The 20,297-nt window shown below is 43.6% G+C and carries 20 protein-coding genes; 4 read left to right on the forward strand and 16 right to left on the reverse strand.

Translation table 11 applies throughout. The features are described 5' to 3' along the window. Positions 1 to 64: 64 nt before the first annotated feature. Together FQV26_RS15225 and FQV26_RS15230 are read right to left on the reverse strand one after the other, a co-directional pair. A complete protein-coding gene (locus tag FQV26_RS15225) occupies positions 65 to 3,157 on the reverse strand; it encodes an AAA family ATPase (protein WP_146558420.1) in 3,093 nt (1,030 codons plus the stop codon). Continuing rightward, the gene (locus tag FQV26_RS15230; RefSeq protein WP_146558422.1) at positions 3,154 to 4,320 is read right to left on the reverse strand and encodes an exonuclease SbcCD subunit D; all 1,167 of its coding nucleotides are present in this window, start codon (positions 4,318 to 4,320) and stop codon (positions 3,154 to 3,156) included. The genes FQV26_RS15225 and FQV26_RS15230 overlap by 4 nt, the downstream gene beginning before the upstream one ends. A gap of 130 nt (positions 4,321 to 4,450) precedes the next feature. On the opposite strand from FQV26_RS15230, the gene FQV26_RS15235 reads away from it, so the two are divergent. Further along, positions 4,451 to 4,672 carry a transcriptional regulator gene (locus FQV26_RS15235; RefSeq protein ID WP_146558424.1) on the forward strand — a complete coding sequence of 74 codons (222 nt, stop codon included), beginning with the start codon at positions 4,451 to 4,453 and terminating at the stop codon, positions 4,670 to 4,672. 52 nt (positions 4,673 to 4,724) lie between these two features. After that, positions 4,725 to 5,165: a YtoQ family protein gene (locus FQV26_RS15240; protein WP_146558426.1), complete on the forward strand. Its 441-nt coding sequence runs from the start codon at positions 4,725 to 4,727 to the stop codon at positions 5,163 to 5,165. Positions 5,166 to 5,344: 179 nt separating this feature from the next. On the opposite strand, the gene FQV26_RS15245 is transcribed toward FQV26_RS15240, so the two are convergent. The 14 genes from FQV26_RS15245 to FQV26_RS15310 all read right to left on the reverse strand — a co-directional run bounded on the left by FQV26_RS15245 (position 5,345) and on the right by FQV26_RS15310 (position 17,793). Further along, on the reverse strand, positions 5,345 to 5,653 hold the full coding sequence (locus FQV26_RS15245; RefSeq protein ID WP_146558428.1) for a DUF4870 domain-containing protein: 309 nt from the start codon (positions 5,651 to 5,653) through the stop codon (positions 5,345 to 5,347). Positions 5,654 to 5,724: 71 nt separating this feature from the next. Then, on the reverse strand, positions 5,725 to 6,708 hold the full coding sequence (locus tag FQV26_RS15250; protein WP_146558430.1) for a zinc-binding dehydrogenase: 984 nt from the start codon (positions 6,706 to 6,708) through the stop codon (positions 5,725 to 5,727). A 5-nt stretch (positions 6,709 to 6,713) separates the two neighbouring features. Next, positions 6,714 to 7,646, reverse strand: a complete 933-nt coding sequence (locus tag FQV26_RS15255; protein ID WP_146558432.1) for an ArsA family ATPase — start codon at positions 7,644 to 7,646, stop codon at positions 6,714 to 6,716. 24 nt (positions 7,647 to 7,670) lie between these two features. After that, positions 7,671 to 7,934 (reverse strand): cory-CC-star protein, encoded by a 264-nt coding sequence (locus FQV26_RS15260; RefSeq protein ID WP_146558434.1) that lies wholly within the window; start codon positions 7,932 to 7,934, stop codon positions 7,671 to 7,673. A gap of 123 nt (positions 7,935 to 8,057) precedes the next feature. Next, the gene (locus FQV26_RS15265) at positions 8,058 to 9,797 is read right to left on the reverse strand and encodes a carbon starvation CstA family protein (RefSeq protein ID WP_146558436.1); all 1,740 of its coding nucleotides are present in this window, start codon (positions 9,795 to 9,797) and stop codon (positions 8,058 to 8,060) included. A gap of 170 nt (positions 9,798 to 9,967) precedes the next feature. Beyond that, on the reverse strand, positions 9,968 to 10,894 hold the full coding sequence (locus FQV26_RS15270; protein WP_146558438.1) for a ketopantoate reductase family protein: 927 nt from the start codon (positions 10,892 to 10,894) through the stop codon (positions 9,968 to 9,970). 14 nt (positions 10,895 to 10,908) lie between these two features. After that, the gene (locus FQV26_RS15275; protein ID WP_146558440.1) at positions 10,909 to 11,892 is read right to left on the reverse strand and encodes an MBL fold metallo-hydrolase; all 984 of its coding nucleotides are present in this window, start codon (positions 11,890 to 11,892) and stop codon (positions 10,909 to 10,911) included. Further along, positions 11,889 to 12,863 (reverse strand): quinone oxidoreductase family protein, encoded by a 975-nt coding sequence (locus FQV26_RS15280; protein ID WP_146558442.1) that lies wholly within the window; start codon positions 12,861 to 12,863, stop codon positions 11,889 to 11,891. The genes FQV26_RS15275 and FQV26_RS15280 overlap by 4 nt, the downstream gene beginning before the upstream one ends. A gap of 12 nt (positions 12,864 to 12,875) precedes the next feature. Beyond that, positions 12,876 to 14,642 (reverse strand): acyl-CoA dehydrogenase family protein, encoded by a 1,767-nt coding sequence (locus FQV26_RS15285; RefSeq protein WP_146558444.1) that lies wholly within the window; start codon positions 14,640 to 14,642, stop codon positions 12,876 to 12,878. Next, positions 14,632 to 15,054 (reverse strand): acyl-CoA thioesterase, encoded by a 423-nt coding sequence (locus tag FQV26_RS15290; RefSeq protein WP_146558446.1) that lies wholly within the window; start codon positions 15,052 to 15,054, stop codon positions 14,632 to 14,634. The genes FQV26_RS15285 and FQV26_RS15290 overlap by 11 nt, the downstream gene beginning before the upstream one ends. A gap of 20 nt (positions 15,055 to 15,074) precedes the next feature. Continuing rightward, a complete protein-coding gene (locus FQV26_RS15295; protein WP_146558448.1) occupies positions 15,075 to 15,632 on the reverse strand; it encodes a TetR/AcrR family transcriptional regulator in 558 nt (185 codons plus the stop codon). Positions 15,633 to 15,663: 31 nt separating this feature from the next. Next, positions 15,664 to 16,437 (reverse strand): SDR family oxidoreductase, encoded by a 774-nt coding sequence (locus tag FQV26_RS15300; protein WP_146558450.1) that lies wholly within the window; start codon positions 16,435 to 16,437, stop codon positions 15,664 to 15,666. A gap of 160 nt (positions 16,438 to 16,597) precedes the next feature. Next, entirely contained in the window at positions 16,598 to 16,762 is a 165-nt protein-coding gene (locus FQV26_RS15305; RefSeq protein ID WP_146558452.1) for a YfhE family protein, read from the reverse strand. A gap of 80 nt (positions 16,763 to 16,842) precedes the next feature. Continuing rightward, positions 16,843 to 17,793, reverse strand: coding sequence for a threonine ammonia-lyase (locus tag FQV26_RS15310; protein ID WP_146558454.1), 951 nt, complete (start codon positions 17,791 to 17,793; stop codon positions 16,843 to 16,845). A 281-nt stretch (positions 17,794 to 18,074) separates the two neighbouring features. On the opposite strand from FQV26_RS15310, the gene FQV26_RS15315 reads away from it, so the two are divergent. Then, complete coding sequence (locus FQV26_RS15315; protein ID WP_146558456.1) at positions 18,075 to 18,635, forward strand: SLOG family protein; 561 nt, start codon at positions 18,075 to 18,077, stop codon at positions 18,633 to 18,635. A 90-nt stretch (positions 18,636 to 18,725) separates the two neighbouring features. Beyond that, complete coding sequence (locus FQV26_RS15320) at positions 18,726 to 20,216, forward strand: BCCT family transporter (protein WP_146558458.1); 1,491 nt, start codon at positions 18,726 to 18,728, stop codon at positions 20,214 to 20,216. Positions 20,217 to 20,297: the final 81 nt, after the last annotated feature.

A 20,297-nucleotide genomic window follows, 5' to 3' on the forward strand; every position in this document is an offset into this window, starting at 1 on the left:
CCTATTGCTTTTATCATTCACTTATATGGGGAATTTCAAACGCGCCAGTCAGCAAACCCCTAATTTATTTGAGGAGGAATTTTGTACGGCTATAGCCTTCTTTTGATTTCTCGACTTCCAATATGGCGGGAATCGCTGCTTTCAATTCCTGCACATGGGAAATAACACCGATCATCCGTCCCGATTTTTGCAGGTCGATTAAGGTTTCAATTGATTTATTGAGTGATTCTTCGTCCAGCGAACCGAAGCCTTCATCGATGAACATCGTATCAATCGAGACATTTCCTTGGAAGCTTTGAATGACATCCGCCATTCCAAGTGCCAGACACAGTGAAGCATTGAATTTTTCCCCACCTGACATGGTCTTCACGTCACGCGTCTGCCCTGTGTAAGCATCGTAAACATCCAAGCCCAACCCACTTTGTTTGCCCCGCGACTCCTGGCGGTCGCTGCGGATCAAGTGGAACTGTCCATTGGATAAATTCTTCAGCCGCTCATTGGCAGACAGGAGGATTTGCTCTAAATATTCAATCTGCAGATAGCGTTCAAATGAAATCTTCAAACCATTTTGACCGCGGATCATGTCATGCAGGTCCGCAATCCGGTTTAAATTTTGCTCAGCTTCAAGTGCTTTCCCAATCACTTCCTGAATACTGGTAATTAACCCCACTCCCGCTCTTGCAAAGTCCTGAGAACGATTGCGCTCTGCAAGTGCCTGCTCATAAGCGGTTTTCAATTCTTTCAGCTCTGCTTCTGCCTGACTTATGTCTTTTCGGCTTTTTGCAGCGAGCAATTCTTTCAGTTCGCTGACTTGTTTCATTAGGGTATGACGGACTTGGTTGAATTTCAATATATCCTCTTTCAATTCGGCAAATGCAGCATCCGTCAGTTTCGCCTGCTGATAAGCTTCTTCAGAATCGAATGCTGATTTCGCCAAGGCTTCAGCAAATTGCTGCTGTGCTTTCTCTCTTTTTGTGGTTATTTCTGCTGCTGCAGCTTTGACATGCTGGACAGTAACCAACGCACTTGCCAGCTGCTCTTTCGATTTTTGAAATTGCTCTTGAACGCTGATCCATTTTTGTTCAAGCTGCCGTTTTCGTGAGGTAGCTTCCTGTAACTGCTCGTTCAGGACAGACAACTCTCTCAGTTGTTCCGGAATCGATGCCAATTCGTTTTCAAACACCGCTTTTGTCGTCTGGAAAGTTGAATTGTGCTTCTGCATTTTTTCCGTTAAGCTATGTTTGTTTTTCTCAAGTTGTTCAATTTTTCGGGAACAATCTGCGAGTTGTTCTTTCCATTTCCGAAGTTCCAATTTGCCAGCCTGCTGTTCCATTGTTTGCTTTGTTAGCTTCTGCTTTGCTTGCTCTAACTGGCTTGCATGTTCTTCCGCCTGCTCAGCATCTAAGTTAAGATTTGCTAGATCTTTGTCTTTGTTCTCCAGCTGCTCCTGCAAAGCGAAAAGCTTGGCTGAAGCATTACGGTATTCTCTATCCACTTTATCGAAATCGGCTTTTGCCGCTTCCACTTGTTCTTTCGATACCGTCAGTTCTTCCGTTTTCAAATTGGCACCCGGATGATCCAAACTTCCGCAGACTGGACAAGCTTCGCCATCATGCAATTGTTCCGCAAGAATGTGTGCCTGATTGGCAAACCACTGACTCTCAAGCTGACGATAAGATCTATCTGACTGTTCGAAGGCCGTCTTATTCGCTTGCTGTACAGCTTGCTGCTGCCGTCTCTGCTCTTTCAACGAAATGAATTCACCTGTTACCCGGTACTTTTCAGTCACTGCTGACAGCTCCAGCTGCGTTTCATCAGCAGATTCCAGAAACTCTTCCAATTTGGCGATTCTTTCATCAATATTCTGCTTCTCAATTTTTTGATTGGTGCATTCCTTGTCAGCCTGGTGCAGGAGCTTTTCTGATCGTTGCGCATCTTTTTCAAGATTTACAAGAGTTTCTTTTTTGCGATCCAGCTCTTGAATAGCTGGCAGCAGCTTGTCCAGGTAGACAATCTGTTCATTCAGTTTGTCGCGTTCACCCTGAAGTTTTTGCTGTTCACTATAAGCCTGTTCTGCAGAAAGCTTGTCATATTCCGCCTGCTTTTGCTGCTCGATGGCTTTTTCCTGGAGTTCTTTTTTCTCTTGTTCCTCTTTCTGCAAATCTTGAAATAAACTTTCAAGCCCCGAAATATATCCGGCACGCTCCGCTGATTGCAAGATTTTTTCCTTTTCTGCATACTCGGGCTGCTGCTGTTCCAGTTTTTCAAGCTGGTTTTCTTTAGAATCCAGTTCGCTGAAGCGGTCATTCCATTTCCTTGCTTCGTGATAGGCATTCATTTTATCACTATGAAGTTGGTAGACGGTCTGGTATCTTTGTTCGTCCACGCTAATTTTTTCCTTGTAGTAGACGGCTTCTTTTTCCAATCCGGCAAGCACCTGATTAATATTCATGTGCTCGCGGCTTAAAACCTCAAAAAGTTCAGAGTCACGTTCCGGCAACGAAGAAGTGATGCGCTGGATGTGGCTGCTCAAATGGTGCTGCTCGCGTTCAAATATTTTCGCCGCTGCCTCCTTTTTTTGCTTGAGGCGCTCGCTGATTAGCTTATACGGTTCCGTTTTAAAGATTTTACGAAGAATTTCCTCTTTGTTGTCTGTTTCGGACGTCAGCAGTTTGCGGAACTCCCCTTGTGGAAGCATGACAATCTGGCTAAACTGATTTTGTGAAAGGCCGATAATTTCCTCTACGCGGCGGTTGATCTCTGAGACAATCTGGCGCTCGACACATGGTTTTTCGCCTTCTTCGCTGCGTTCAAAAAACTCGTAGCGTTCTCCCGTCGGGCTTTTATTGCCTTTTTTCACATGGCTCATCTGACGCAAAATCCGATAGATTTTACCATGGATTTCAAACTCCATCTCGACACAGGTATGGGTACCGTCATCGGCAAAATCACTTCTCAATATGCGCGATTCACTGCGGTCCGAGCCACTCGCTGACCCATACAGCGCAAAGCAGATTCCATCAAAGATAGTCGTCTTTCCTGAACCCGTACTTCCTGAAATGACGAAAAGCTGGTTTCCCTGCAAATCGGCAAAATCAATTTCTTCGGTGTTTTTATAAGGTCCGAATGCGGTCAGTTTCAGCTTTAAAGGTCTCATGATTTCACCTCTTCTTTTCCAGCCGGTTCCTCTTGCAAAAATTCCTGCAGGACATCTTTGAAGATATCGGCTGTTTGGACTGTCGCTTTTTCGCCTTTTACTTCTTCATAAAACGCATGGAATAAGGACAAGGAATCCATTTTACGGCGTGAACCAGCTTCTGTTTGAGCCATGCTTCCTGAAAAATTTCTGCGCTCCACATGCATGGCATTCGGGTACACTGAGCGCACTTTCTCCATCGGAAATAGTACAGGAGCATCGTCCAATAAGGTCACGAACACGTAATCATCACTTATTTCGTGTTGAAGAATTTCATCCATAGTCCCTTCAACAGTACGCATATTGCGCCTCGGCGAGAACAAGCGCTTGGTCACTGAAACATCTCCTTCAGCATCCATTTCAACAATATGGAATCCTTTTTGGTGATGCTCTTCTGAAATTGAGTACTTTAAAGGCGATCCCGAATAACGGATGGTTTCATTCAGCACATAATGAGCTTTGTGCAAATGACCGAGCGCCGTGTAATGAAACCCGATGAAATGATGGGCATCCACATGCTCTGCTCCGCCAATCGAAAGCGGCCGTTCAGAATCACTAGTATTCTCTTCCTGTTCGCCATGTGGGGTTACAAAAGCATGGCCAACAAATACATGCCGGGCCTGTGAATCATAAACGGATTTAATGTTATCAGTGATGGCTTTCATGGCATCATTATGGGTACGGATTGTCTCATCATTAAACGCATAGCGGACCATCGAAGGATCCGTATAAGGCACTAGATGAAAATGGACTTCGCCGAATTGATCGGCAAGAACCACAGCCTGATGGTTTTTTTGGACATGTCCTGCGATATGGATTCCATTCATCTTCATCATTCGGCTGCCGAAGTTCAACCTTCCGGGACTGTCGTGATTTCCTGCCACAGCCAAGACCGGCGTCTTTAACTCCAACACGATTTTCGCTAGTACTTCATCCAGTAAATTGACAGCATCGGTTGGCGGCACTGCACGGTCATAAAGATCTCCAGCAATGATAACCGCATCTGGCTGTTCTTCTTTTATTGCATCTATAAATTGCTCCAGCACAAACTGCTGTTCTTCTGTCATATAAATTCCTTGCACCAGCTTGCCTAAATGCCAGTCAGCGGTATGAAAAAATTTCATTGTATTGCCCCTTTCTTCACTTATAAAAGAATATATGTTCGTTCCATTATACACGATACTGTCTGCTTGTTTTAATTGGATTGTTGTTCTATAATAAGAACAAACGTTCTTATTAAGAGGAGGGTAAATCATGAAAGCACAAATTCTGAAGGCTTTTAAATACCAGCAGCTCGTCGATATGATGTATATGGCTAATGACGGCAGCATCAGTAAACGCCGCATCAAAATTTTAAAGGTGTCTGGAGATTCATTCCAGGCTTATTGCTTTCTACGCCACAAGAAACGCACCTTTAAGATGGAAAATGTGCTTTCATTGATGCCTGTCACGCGTAAAGAGCGTCAGATTATTTGAACCTTACGCCCTTATGATACACTGAAAGAAATGGCTTTTGGAGGGTGAAATGATGAGACTAACTGTTTATTTGGCCGGAGAAATACACAGTACCTGGCGCGAAGAAATCAAGAAGAAATCGGCTGCCTTGGATTTGCCGATTGATTTTGTCGGTCCTATGGAAATTCATGAACGCTCGGACAATATCGGTGAAGACATTCTGGGTGTACAGCCAGATTCCATCGCTAAAGATCAAGCGGCTTCAAGCTTCAACAATCTGCGTACCGGCGTCCTGATGCACAAAGCCGATTTGGTCATCGCCCTTTTCGGCGAACAGTACAAGCAGTGGAACACGGCAATGGACGCCAGCACAGCGATTGCTTCAGGCAAGCCGGTTATCATCATCCGCCCGGAAAAATTGCACCATCCCTTGAAAGAGTTGTCACGAAAAGCGAATGCCACAGTTGAAACCTGCGATCAGGCAATTAAAACTTTAGCTTATATTCTTGAATAAAAACGGCCATTCTTCACCTTATGAAATTTGAGGTGAAGAATGGCCGTTTTTCGGTTTTTATACAAACTCATCCTGCATCGCTCCGCTAGCTTCGTCGCCTTCGCCTTTGTCAAAGACCTTGCTCCTGCATCGCTCCGCTAGCTTCGTCGCAATAAAAAAAAGCCCCAGAGGGCTTTTTTTTATTGGTACCAGCTTCCGACTATCGGGTAGTCGAATTGTTCGTTGTTAAGTGCTCTGATAATCCCCATAATTGGAATAATGACAGCCATTAGTCCAAAGACAATTAGCATCGGAATCCCAATAAGGACAACCGTCAGCAAACTGGAAATGAAAATTAGTACACCTAAAACAAGTTGGAACAACAGCGCTTGGATTGACAACTTCTTCACTTCTTTGTCTGCTGAAATCAGAAAAACAATCACAGGAACAAGGAACGGAGCAAAAAATGCACTGGCATGGACGAGTATTTTCAAACCTGTGTTTTCCATCACGTAAACCTCCAGTCAAATACTTTCTTATACTCTATATACGGATGGCCAACTGAAAGGTTTCAGGATTTTTATTTATTCATGCTCAAAACGACTTTTCCGAACTGGTTACCCGAAGCTAAATGATCAAAGGCCTCTTGGGCTTGATCCAGCGGAAATACTTGGTCGATAATCGGCCGCATATTATGGGATTCCATATGCGACAGCATGGCGCGAAGTTCTTCGCGGCTTCCCATCGTCGAACCGAACAATTGATATTGCCCATAAAAGAATTTGCGCAAATTGAAATCGACATTGTCATCAGTGGTAGCACCAAAAATAACAATCCGCCCGCCTTTTTTCAAAATGTCGAGTGAACGGTTGAAGGTAGCCGCTCCTACACTGTCAATGACAAGGTCTACGGTTTCATCCGCTAACTCTTTCGCCCAATCGCTATCAGTAGGAATCGCCAGATCAGCTCCGATTTTCATAGCCTGCTGGCGTTTTTCTTCGCTTCGTGATGTAACAATCACCCGAGCTCCTGAATTTTTGGCAAATTGAATCAAGAAGGTCGCAACGCCGCTTCCTGCACCCGGAATAAACAAGGTACTGCCTTTTTTCAATTGCCCTTTTGTAAACAAAGCACGATATCCAGTCAATGCCGGCAATACTAGACTTCCTGCCTCTTCCCAGCTTAAATGACGAGGCTTCTTTTCCACCTGTTCAGCGGACAAAGCTATTTTTTCTGTAAAAGTTCCATGGTCGGGCATACCTAAAATATCGAACTCAGCGGGCGGTGCATCGCTGTTTGTATACCACCGCAATGCAGGATTGATGATCACTTCATCTCCATAAGCAAAGTTGGTTACATCTTCACCTACCGATTCCACCACCCCTGCCCCGTCCGATCCAATGATTAAGGCTTCCGGATTGTCCCCATAACGTTTAACCAATCCCAAATCTCTGCGATTGATACCTGCAGCTTTTAGAGACACTACAACTTCTCCTGATTTGGCTGTCGGCTCTTCTAGGTCTGCTAACTTCAATTCCCCTGACTCTATTACAAATGCTTTCATTTATTTCATCCTTCCTGAAAGTATTCACTAAATAATTCCAACTGTGTTTTGCTGATAATGTCCTGTGAAAAAAGTGGAACATGGACCAATTTTTGTTTCGGGAAAGTTTCATTGATCTGCTGGAGGTATTTTTTTTCGTGCTTTTTCCGTTCCAATAAAAATTCCCCATCCGCCTCTTTAGGCAATATTTTATTGATGATGAGAGTTTTTACATGGAGGTGATAATTATGCAGCAGGTCTAGCGCTTTTTTTGTTTCCAAAATGGGCAGTCGTTCCGGATTCAGTACAAAGATAAACCCGGTTTCCTGTTCATCGAGCAGCAGATCCCGTGCTTTTGAAAAACGCTCCTGCCGTTCTCTCAGCACATCATAAATCGGATCTTCCCTTGGTTCACCATCGTTCAGCAGCTGCGTGTAATTTTCATTGGTCTTGCGGCGCTTTTCAAGCAACCCTTCAATCCAAACCCCCATCAATTCCGGCAAGGTCAACAGGCGGATGGTATGGCCTGTCGGAGCGGTATCAAAAACCAATTTATCAAAGTTTTGGCGCTCTTCCAAAATAATATGGATCAGCTTATCGAATAAAGCTGCTTCATCTGCACCCGGAGAAGCCTTTGCGGTATCCAATTGGCGGTTTACTTCCTCCATCATACTGGAATGGACGGTGCCTTTGATATTGGCTTTAACCGTTTTAATGTAATTATCGGTTTCAATTTCAGGATCGATTTCAAGGGCATAGAGATTATCAGCAATCGATTTTGTTTTGCCGCCAATTTTTTGATTGAAAATATCACCCACATTATGGGCAGGGTCCGTCGAAATCAATAAAGTTTTATTGCCATTTTTCGCTAATTTCCAGGCAATGGCTGCAGCTGATGTCGACTTTCCGACACCACCTTTTCCACCAACAAAAATAATGCTTTTTGATAATACATCCATTCTTTTCCCTCATTCCTAATAAAACTAACAGCAACGAATTCCGGTTAACGGAGATTTATCCATCCCCATCCGTAAATGCCAATCATGAAACTCTTCAATCATATAAGGATACAATTCCAAGGTGTAGTAATAGACCGGATTTGGTATCCCCAGCATCTCCGAATAAAGCATCAAAAGAAAAAGGTCGTCTTCATCTCGAAGTTCACGTGCAATTTCAGAACGATGCGGCAATTCAAGGACGGCCTCATAAAAAGCGATCAACTGTTTTAATTTGTCGAACACCAACATATCAGCACCTCTTCCTTATAAAAACGGAAGGGACCACAAACTACATGATCCCTTGGCCGTCTTCCTATTTTTTTCTGCTTTACTAATCAGTGGGTTGAAGCATTCACTGCTTGAACTTTTGCTTTATTCGTCGTCTCCTGAGAAATCAGGATCTGTTTTCTTCAGCAAAGCCTGGATAGCTGTCAGGATAATCCAAAGTGTAAAGACGAAAATGATGGCTCCAAAGACGAACAGCAGCGTACTTGGCTGGTCTGCATACCAAGCCCATTGGAGGAACACTTGCTGGAACATTGCCCAAAGCGTCATGAACATCAAGAAAATCATTGGAATAAGTGTAATCATGTAATTGCGTCCGAGTTTTCGAAGCCAGATGGAAATCAGCAACAGACTGATGCCGGCGAGCAGCTGATTGGCTGTACCGAATAGCGGCCATAATAAGTAGCCGCCTGAACCAAATCCATTTGGCCCTTCAGGAAGCAGGACCAGCGCCGCACTAGCTCCGACAGCAATTGTCGTCGCAACATGCTTTTTCTCAAGAGATGGAATCTTGTATTCTACTCCCAATTCCGAAATGATGTAACGCATTAAACGGACCGAAGTATCCAAAGTTGTGGCAGCAAATGATACAACAATGATTGACACAATCGTTGAAGCAACTTCTGATGGAATCAGAAGGCCTTGAGCCAAATTGGTAGCGCCTTCGATAAATGCTCCTAAACCTGCTCCGTTGGAAGCCTGGAAACTGCTATAAGTTGCAAAAAATGACTCACGGTCAGGGAACAAGGTAATAACGGCAATAATTGAAATCAGCGCCAAGACCCCTTCACCTACTGCACCTAGATAACCAACAAAACGTGCATCGGTTTCTTTATCCAATTGTTTTGAAGTAGTTCCCGATGATACCAGACCATGGAAACCGGATATTGCTCCACAAGCAATGGTAATGAATAGCAACGGGAACCAGGAGATATCTGCATCTGGATTCGTTGCTGGCGCTGTAATTTCCGGATTAGTAAACAATAAACCAAGATAAAGAATTCCCAGCCCAACAATTAATTGATGAGAGTTGATAAAATCACGCGGCTGGAGCAATTTCCAAACCGGCAAAGTCGAAGCGATATATACGTAGATCATCAGCACGATGATCCAGATAAAGAAGGCTGTTGAAATTGCCCCGAGTCCGAATAGCCCTGCTCCATCTTCACCGCCCATATATTGCACAAGATCTATTTGCATAAAGCTCACTTGGCTGGCAACAATAGCCGTTATGTACATGACTGCCAAAGCGACCAGTGAAGGAATCAACATTTTCTTATTTTTTCTGTATACTGCGTAGCCAATCCAAATCGCTAACGGAATCTGGATGAATACCGGTATGACACTGGCAGGGTAAGAAATGAACAGATTGGCAATTACCCATGCGAATACCGCATTGACCATCAGAACCAAAATCAAAATAATGAACAGGAACAAAATCTTCCCACGCTGACCGATCAAGCGATGCGCTAGCGTCCCTACTGACTGGCCTTTGTTTCGGACTGACAGAACCAATGTCCCGAAATCATGGACACCTGCCGCAAAGACTGTTCCGAGCACTACCCATAATACTGCTGGCAGCCAACCCCAATAAACAGCGATGGCCGGTCCTAGTATTGGCGCTGCTCCAGCTACCGAAGTAAAATGATGCCCCCATAACACGAATTTGTTGGTGGGCACGAAATCTACTCCGTCTTTAAAGCGATGTGCCGGAGTAACATAGTTCGGATCAAGCCTAAAAATCTTTTCTGCTACAAATTTAGAATAAAAGCGGTACCCCAGTATGAATATAAAAATTCCAATGGCGGCCAATGCAATGGCATTCACAATCCCAACCCCTTTTTCATTTTTTTGCAAACGCTGACAAATCGCTTGTCATTTAATCATAGAGGAGTGTCACAATAATGTAAATGTTCTGATAAATTATTACTCTCCTGAATAGTAGTTGAAATAAAGAGATGAAGTTCCAGTACCTCACACAGAGGAAAATTATTTCTTTAATTTGTGTTATGTATCTTTGCTTCGTATAGCTTTAATTTGGTGTAAATGATTTCAAGAACAGGCACTGAAACCTGTATCTCCTTTGCTTTAGCAAAAAGATACCCCTGCAAATGTTCAGCTTCTGTAGGCTGCATTTTTTCAATATCCCGCTGCATCGATGATTTCATTCCTGCATCCATACTGTTGATCCTTTTTAACTGGGTTTCAGCAATGCCTGGTTTTATCGGCGCACCTATCTTTTCCATGATGAGTGCAAGCTCTTCCAAAAGTGTTTGAATGGTGTGCTTTCCTGTTTCAAGATCCCGTATCGGTCCGATAGGCGATTCCATCATTGAAGTAATGCCGGACATCGCTGTAATGAACAAATATTTATGCCACATTTCCTGATTGATGTTATCGCTCCTGTTAAATTCAGCTTTGGTTCCAGAGAAAGCTTGCTCCAATTTTCTGATCCGCTCAGTCTTCTCTCCTGTCCGTTCTCCATAAACTAATTGATGGACGGGACTTGTCTGGATAATTGTGCCATCCTCGGCCAAAGTGGTTTCGACAAAGCATAGACCTCCAATGACTCTTTCTTCTCCAAACGCTTCAATCAGCGGCTTCATATGTGCTATACCGTTTAATAAAGGCAAGATCATGGTCTCTGTGCCGACAAATGACTGAACATCCTCTATTGCATTTGCAAGCTGGTAGGATTTAGTAGAAATCAGCACGACATCAAACTCCGGGCTTTGCTCTTTTTTAGTAATTAGCTTAGGTGATAATTGCAGGTCTCCATGTTTACTTTGGATTCTCAATCCTGTCTTCTGTAATTTTTCTTTTCTGCTTTCTCTTACCAGAAAGGTGACGTCTTCTCCTTTTTCCAGCAACCGTCCGCCAAAATACCCTCCAATAGCACCTGCTCCTACAATCAAAATTTTCATTGGCTCACTCCTTTTTATATTTTTTCATAGAACCAAATCCCGTTCTCCATTTCGCGTGTGCACTCCTTCTTATGTCGAAGATATTCCAGGTGTGCCAGTGTTTCTCCAACAGCAAAGCGCATTTCATGAACGGTCAAAGGTCGACTGAATAGACTTTCGCATGTTTCGAAAATACTCAATGGTTTAGTGACGGCTTGCAATGTCTCTTCCAGCCGTTCATCATGATGAGCCAACAACTCATCTATTCGCTGAGTAGCTCCGAAAAAAGGATTCCCATGAGATGGAATAACAAATTCTATATCTAATTTCCTGACGTTTTTTAATGAATTTAGGTACAAACCCAAAGGATCCGGATTTCCATGAAACCAATATGAAATATTTGGAGTGATTTTCGGTAAAATATGATCTGCAGAAAAAAGGGTTTTTCTCTCTTCATTGTAAAAACAAATCATACCATCTGAATGACCAGGTGTAGAAATAACCCGGTATTCGAAACGTCCAATCTGTATGAAATCTCCTTCTGAAAGATATTGTTCAACCTTCGGCAAAGGCGAGACCAGCGATTTGAATTCTGCTGTGTTCTTTACCATTTGAGACGCTTGGGCTTCTGGAATTCCTGAAGCCCGATAGTTTCCGGGAATACTTTCTAAGAAGGGATCTGCCCACGCAGCCATTCCAGCTTTTGCATCCGTTTCTGTTATCCACACTTTCGCATCTGTTTTTTCCTGCAATCCACCGGCATAACCAAAATGGTCAGGATGGTAATGAGTTACTAGTATATCTGTGACTTTTTTAGTCTTCAGCTTGCGTTCCCAAAAGGCTCTTGTTTCGTTATTGTTGAGTCCGGTATCAATTACTGTCCAGCCCTGCTCATTTTCTGCCATGAAGCAATTCACATGATTTAAACGGAAAGGCAAATCAATTCGAATCGCTTCAACTCCAAGCTCCTCCAACATAGCCACAATTTCAAGGCTGTTGTTTGAAAGAGGCTGCATCATGGTTTAAGCACCAACTTGCCAATGGTTTTCCGCCCTTGCAGTGCATGATGCGCTTTAGCGGCTTCCGAAAGTGGGTAGGTTCCTCCAATTGTTAAAATCAATTCTCCACTCTTCATGTATGCCAACAACTCTTTGAAGCTCCGCTGGAACAATTCCGGATAGCGCATAATTTGAGGCAGAAAAAAGCCGATGACTGATTGATTCTTGCGCATTAACTGGCCGGGATTGAAAGTGGCCTGTTCACCGCTAGCCGCACCAAAAATGACAAGACGGCCAAAGGGGGCCAAGCACTTTACGGTTTTATTAAATACTTCACCGCCCACCATTTCAAGTGCCAGGTCCACTCCTTTGCCGTCAGTGATGCTCTTTACTTTATCAACCCATCCTTCTTCTGTGTAGTTGACCAGATGAGTGGCGCCCATCTTCTGTGCGTGAAATAACTTTTCTTCTGTGCTGGCAGTGGCAATGATTTTTCCAGCACCAAAAATCTTGGCCAATTGGACAGCAATGGCACCAACGCCACCCGCTGCAGCATGAATCAACACTGTTTCTCCTTTTTCCAGGCGCCCCATGGTTTTCAAAATGTGGTAAGCACTCAATCCTTGAAGTGGAAGGGCGACAGCTTGATCAAAGTTGACCTCATCTGGAACTTCCGTTAATACACTTTGGTCGACTGCGGCATATTCGGCGTACCCTGCAGAACCGATAAGCGCGACTACACGGTCGCCAGTTTTAAATTTCTCAACATTTTCTCCCACTTCTACAATTACCCCAGCCACTTCTGATCCAGGAATATAAGGCAGTTCTGTCGGTACGACATACTTCCCTTCTCGCCTTGCCGTGTCGGCATAATTAACGCCAATTGCTTTCACTTCAATAATAACCTCTGTGGCAGCAGGATTTGGCTTTTCGGCTTCAACAAATTGCAAAACTTCCGGCCCGCCATATTCTTCAAACTTGATTACTTTCATTCTTAATTCCCCCTAACAAATATAATGTTCTGCACCTAATAGGTTTTTAGCAATCTGCCGTTTCACTTTACCGATACCGCCTTGCTGCAGCCGGCTTAATTCACCTGTCACAATAGCTGTGTAGCGCGCAAGCTGATTTTCTGAAGTCGCTGCCTGCATTATTTTGCGGGCTGCCATTTCTACTTCCAGTAATGTGTCACCAGTCAATGCTCGTGCCAAAAATATTTTTTGTCCCAGCTGTTCCTGCTTGTCCGTTTCAATAGCTTTAGCAGTTCTCATAACTGTCGATTCAAGTGCATATAAAGCGATGGCGATATCCGCCAATGCCATCAAAACTTCCTGCTCTTCGCTGAGTGCGCTCCCGTATGTTTCATATGCTACACCTGTGCAAAGCAAAAAAATACGACGAATCGCTTTCACCGCCTCTATTTCCCGGGAAATAGGCGCTTCCCCGATAGGCACAGGGGATTTCATCTCTTCAATAGCAGCTGCTGTCAGCTCAGGCAATGGCAGCTTCCCTTTTGCTGCCTGTTTCAATAGATTCCCGGGAATCAACAGGCGATTCACTTCATTGGTTCCTTCAAAGATACGATTAATACGAGAATCCCTGTACATTTGTTCCACTTTGTATTCCTTGATATAGCCATAGCCTCCGTGCAGCTGCAATGCTTCGTCAACTACAAAGTCGAGTGTTTCCGAGCCATGTACTTTGCAGACCGCACATTCAACCGCATATTCCATCAGCTGTTTGGCAATCACTCCGTAGTCTTCTGATTCATAAAGACCTCCAAGTGCATCTTCTAGGTAACCAGCAGTCCGGTATTGAAGAGATTCAGAAGCATATATACGTAATGCCATATTAGCCAGTTTTTCCTGGGTAGCTGTAAAGTCAGCAATCGCTTTTCCGAATTGGCGCCGCTCGCTTGTATATTTCAATGCCAGCTCCAACCCATACTTTGCCGCTCCCATACAAGCAGAGCCCAGATTAAAACGGCCAAGATTGAGCACATTCAATGCAATGACATGACCCTTTCCGATTTCCCCGAGCAGATTTTCCACCGGTACTTCGCAGTCCTCGAAGATAACAACGCGTGTAGAAGAGCCTTTGATCCCCATCTTTTGTTCTTCGGGACCAAGAGACAGGCCGGGATGGTCCTTTTCCACGATAAATGCAGTAAAATCGGAGCCATTTACTTTTGCGTAAACAATAAAGGTGTCCGAGAAAGCCGCATTGGTGATAAACATCTTTGTTCCGTTCAATATGTAATGCGTTCCAGCCCCATTAAGTTTTGCAGTGGTTTTAGCAGACAAAGCATCTGATCCTGCTCCAGGTTCAGTAAGACAATAGGCACCGATAAATTCGCCGGTAGCCAGTTTCGGCAAATATTTCTCTTTTTGCTGTTGTGTTCCAAAATAAGTAATTGGTAAAGTCGCAATGCATGTATGGTTAGAATGTGCCACGCCATATCCTCCAGCCGACCCCAATGATTCTCCAACGAGCCCTTTACTGATTTTGTCTAAGCCGAGGCCCCCATATGCTTCAGGAATGCTATGACCGAGCAGGCCGAGTTCTCCCGCTTTTTCAAACAGCTCTCTGACCAATCCAAAATTTTGCATCTCGATTTCTTCGTTATTTGGACGCACTTCCTTCTCGAGGAAGCGTTTGGCAGTCTTAGCGATTAATTGATGCTCATCTGTGAAATCTTCCGGTATAAAAAAGGATTCAGACGGCTGGTAAAGAAAAGCCGCCCCTTTATACCCTGAAATTTTAGTTTTCATGAGGGCTCGCCTCCTTGATTAAATGTCTTTCCAACTGTTTACGATGAAATTCGGGCAGAGCTTCGCTTTTTTGAGTCTGGAAATTAAAATGAACAGCACTTGCCTGGCCTTTCGCAATCAGCTCGCCACTTTCAGTATCTTTAATTTCGTGCACTACTTGAAAACTGGAATTGCCGATTTTGCTGACGCGTGTTTGAACGGTCAATTTCTGATTGTAATAGCCTTGATTGACGAAATCACACGAAGCTGAAGCAAGAATGATTTTCCAATTGTTAATGTCTCGGCCAAACCCCAACTCGGCAAAAAATTCGACCCGTGCTTCTTCTAAGTAAATGAAGTAGCTAATATTACTGATATGGCCCAATGCATCTGTTTCACTGAAGCGGACTTTCACTGGAATTTCGTGCGCCATGTTTGTTCCTCCTTTATAAATCAAGCGATGCCGTTAAGAACCAAGTCACTGTATATATCAGCCAAGTGTTCTGCTGAAATTTCTCCTGACGGATTAAACCATTGATAGCTCCAGTTAGTGATTCCCAAAATGGCAAAGGCGACTATTTCAGGTTCAATACCTTGTCTAAACTCATGTTGAGCAACACCTTCACGCAGGATGCTCTCAAGATTTTTCCGGAACTGCTCACGCTTCCTTTTTACTTCCACTGCATTTTCTTCGCAAAGATGTCGCATTTCCCTGAAGAAGACTTTGCCGCTCGGACCATGATTTGCAATATCTGTGATCAACAGAGCAACAAGCTGGATCAATTTTTCGCGATTGCTGTGTTGTGTTTGCTGAATTTTCTCTTGATGTTCCAGTAGATCATCGATATAACTCAAATGAATATCCATCAACAGCTGCTCTTTGCTTGAGAAATAATAGTAGAAAGTGCCTTTCGTGACACCTAATGTCTCGACAATATCCTGTATGGAGGTTTCACTGAAACCTTTCTCCTCGAAAAGAAGAATACTTTGCTGTTTAATTTCTTTTTTCATGATTATTTCCCGCCATTCGTTTTCCGGTAGTTTACAGAACGTGCATGCCGCCATCGACGACAACGACATCTCCGGTTATGTAATCAGAAGCTTTTGAAGCCAGGAACAAGGCAGTTCCTTTCAAGTCCTCTTCTGTTCCAAAGCGGTTTAGAGGTGTTTGAGCAAGGAGGCCATCTTGTCCTTTCTCCATTACCACTTTCGACATCTTAGTTGGAAAGAACCCTGGAGCGATGGCATTCACATTAATATTGTGCTGTCCCCATTTTGCAGCCAAATCTTTTGTAAAGGTAATAACCGCTCCTTTGCTCGTGTTGTAGCCAATGGTATCCATTAATATTGGATCGATCCCCCCCAATCCGGCAACCGAAGAAATATTGATGATTTTCCCACTCTTTTGCTCGATCATGACCTTTCCTGCTTCACGGCTCATGAGGAAAGTGCCCGTGACATTTACGTCCATTACCTTTTTCCATGCATCCAGTGGCATATCAGCCACTGGAGCTCCCCATGTAGCCCCTGAATTATTAACTAAAATATCGATAGACCCAAACTTATCAAGTGTCTGTTGAACCACATTTTTCACATCATCTTCATTGGTGACATCACAAGCCAGAGCCAGTGTACGGATTCCCATCTTATTTAGTTTGTCTGCAGTTTCCTGACAAGCCTCCACTTTCCGTGAACACAATACAAGGTTCGCCCCTGCTTCAGCAAAAGCCTCCGCCATCATGGCGCCAAGTCCTCGGCCCCCACCTGTAACAATCGCTGTTTTGCCATTTAGTTTGAATAAATCCATTACATTCATTTTCATCCCCCTCACTGATTTCAAGATTTTATATACTAACTAGTTAGTATGTTCAGAATACTTAAATTTAATGTTACCGCTTTCAATTCTTGTTTGCAAGAAGCGATCCAATTAAAAAGAAGGCGGGTCCGCTACTTCAGGTTGCGGACCTGCCTTCTTTTTAGTTATCACCTTTTTTTTCATTCGCATTGTCTGGTTGCTTCGTTTCCTCTTTAGCTGCCTTGTCCGCTTTCTTGAAATCGTCACTATAATGCACTTCCTGCGCAGCCTTTAAATCCAATTCCTTATCAGCTAACTTTTCATGAGGTTCTTTTTCCTTACTCATCTTAAAGAACTCCTTCCTCTTAAAATTTATATATACTTCTTATTGATGCCAGTTTTCCCGGTCAACTTTTCCCTAAACATTTACTCAGGTAAAAAGTCCACGATTTGATGTAAATCCACATTTCCTCCCGATAGGACGACGACCACTTTTTCATTTGCCGCATTCACTTTCCCAGCCATGACAGCGGCAAGTGCCGTGGCACCCGATGGTTCTATTAGCTGCTTCGTGCGTTCCAGAAGAAATTCAAACGCCTCTCTTATTTCCGCTTCAGTAACCAGCACTAAATCATCCAGATGCTCTTTCAAAATCGGAAAGGTCAAATCGCCAGGCTGCGAAGTGCGCAAGCCATCTGCAATAGTAGATGTCCCAGCAATTGATATGATTTTCCCTTGCTGCAAAGATAAAAAAGTGTCGTTTGCAGTCTCCGGCTCCACACCGATCACTCGAACCTCAGGCTTCAGCTTTTTAGCAGCACACAAAATTCCACCTATTAAGCCTCCGCCTCCAACAGGAACAACAATGACAGCGGCTTCGGAAACCTGTTCCAAAACTTCGATTGCAATTGTTCCTTGACCTGCGATAACAGCAGAGTGATCATATGGCGGAATATAAACGCCGCCATTTTCTTTTGCCAATTGTTTGGCTCTCGGTATCCGGTCAGCGGAGGTCAACCCGCAATATTCCACTTTGGCGTGATAAGCCTCGATTGCTTTTACCTTTGCGCGATTGGCATCTTCGGGTACGACAATCACTGCTGGGATTCCCAGCTGACCTGCAATATAGGCAACGGCCTGTCCATGGTTGCCGGACGAAGCTGCTGTGATGAAGTTCGCACCTTCCGCCAATGCCTGTTTCACCGCGTTTGTGGCTCCGCGTATTTTAAAAGAGCCGGTCTTTTGAAGATGCTCTGCCTTTAAAAACACTTCCATTCCACTGCGTTCATTCAAAAGTCTAGAAGTTAAAACCGGCGTTCTATGGATCGTATCCTGAATTTCGTCGTGCGCCTTTTTTATCTCATCCAAACTAATCATTTCATCCACTCCTTACCTTGTTGAGGGAAGTTCTCCTATATAACGAATTTTATCACAACAAATTTAAATAAATTAATTATTCAAATCCATAAAATTGCAGTATTTTTCTTTTTGCTGTTCATTGAAATAAGCATATGACTATACAATCAGTTCTTATTGCAATCTAGTCAGCGTATACAAAAGAATTTCTTTCACTCTAAATGGTTTGGCGGGTGCGAGTATTCAATCCCCTTGCTATACGGTAGACTAAGATTGCGAATCCTTGAAAAGGAGTGAATAAATTGTTGAAACGATTAGTGGTTACCGGCTATAAACAGCACGAACTGGGTATATTCGATGAAAAGAATCCAGGCATCCGGTTCATTAAAAAAGCTTTGGAAAATCGATTTCGTGCTTTGCTAGATGAGGGACTGGAATGGGTGATTTTAAGTGGACAGCTCGGAGTTGAAACTTGGGCTGCAGAAGTGGTTTTGGATATGAAGGAAGAATTTCCGGAATTGAAATATGCAGTACTAACACCTTTTCTTGATCAGGAAAAAAGGTGGAACGAAACAAAACAGGAGCAATACCAGATGATACTCGAAAACGCAGATTTTCATCGCAGTTTGACCAGCAAACCTTACGAAGCACCTTGGCAGTTTATTGAGAAAAACAAATTCCTCCTGCGCAATTCTGACGGCATCCTGATTGTCTATGACGAGGAAACGGATGGGTCGCCGAAGTTCATCAAAAAAGAAGCGGAGCGCTATGCTGAGAAATCAGACTATCAAGTATTAACGATAACCGGTGATGATTTGCGGGTTGTGACAGAAGAAGAACAAATGAATGATTGGGACCATTAAGAGATTCCTCTCCTCCTTATTTAGTTGACTCAACAGCGACTTTTAGGTAACCTTAACAACTATGTTAAAAAAATTACATCAGGAGGAACTATGAAGAAAGCTTCGAAAGTCTTTTACATTACATTTGCGCTGGTTATCTTAACTGTTGCTTTCGGCGTGATTGCGCCCGAGCATTTTGAAACTGTTACTGGAAACATCCGCAGCTATATCAATACAGCATTCGGCTGGTATTATTTACTAATTATGGCCATTCTGCTGATTCTTGTAGTCATAATAATGGTTAGTCCATATGGACAAATTCGGCTTGGCAAAGATTCAGACCGGCCTGAATTTTCAACATTCAGCTGGATTTCCATGCTGTTTTCCGCAGGGATGGGGATCGGCCTCGTCTTTTATGGCGCTTCTGAGCCTCTGTCCCATTTTGCTGTTCAAACAGCAACAACGGAACTTGGATCAGACGCAGCTTTCAAGGAAGCTCTTCAGCGCTCCTACTACCATTGGGGTACACATATTTGGACAATGTATGGAATGGTCGCACTTTCTTTAGCGTTTTTCCAATTCAGAAAAGGTGAACCTGCATTAATTTCATCAACACTGAAGCCGATTTTCGGGGACAAGATGAACGGTCCTCTAGGGACTTTCGTCGATGTGCTCGCTGTGTTTGCAACTGTCTTCGGCGTAGCCACATCACTCGGCTTTGGCGCTGCTCAAATTAACGGGGGCATTGCCTATCTATTTGGTGTACCGCAGGAACATTGGGTACAGATACTCATTATAGGCGTTGTAACTTTACTGTTCATTGCTTCAGCATGGTCAGGACTGAACAAAGGAATTAAGTACTTATCCAATGCCAATATGGTTTTAGCGCTAATTTTACTCGGACTGGTACTGGTATTGGGCCCCACTCTTCTGATTCTAAATATGTTCACTGAAACATTTGGTGAATACATTCAGAATTTAATCAGTTTGAGTTTCCAATCTGCGCCTCTGGATGCAGAAAACCGCAATTGGCTGGATAGCTGGACCATCTTTTATTGGGCATGGTGGCTTGCCTGGGCTCCATTTGTCAGCATGTTTATTGCCCGAGTTTCTAAGGGACGTACAATTCGTGAATTTTTGGCCGGTGTCGTACTCGCTCCAAGCATTTTTGCTGGAATCTGGTATGCCACTTTCGGCACCACAGCAATCAACTTCCAGAAGAGCGGCGTCGATTTAACCGTCTTCCCAACCGAACAGACCTTATTTGCGATGTTCAGTGAGCTGCCTTTTGGGATCTTCATGTCTATTATTGCAATTATGCTGGTCACTACATTTTTCATTACTTCAGCTGACTCGGCTACTTTTGTACTGGGAATGCAGTCAACACATGGCTCATTGCTGCCAAGCAATCAAATCAAAATCCTTTGGGGGGTTGCTCAGTCGACAGTAGCTGCGATTCTGCTATCTGTGGGGGGATTGACGGCGGTACAAAATACCATCATCATTGCGGCACTGCCTTTCTCCTTTGTAATCATCTTAATGATGTTTGCTTTGTTCAAGGCATTGAATCTGGAATTGCAATTGATAAAAAATAAAAAATAAACCCTAGCCGTCTTCAGGAGCATTCCTGTAGACGGCTTTTCTTATTGATTAAAGAAAGAAGGACCGGGTATAGGATAATGA

The sequence above is a fragment of the Planococcus sp. CPCC 101016 genome (assembly GCF_007859295.1).
In the GTDB taxonomy this organism is placed as follows: domain Bacteria; phylum Bacillota; class Bacilli; order Bacillales_A; family Planococcaceae; genus Planococcus.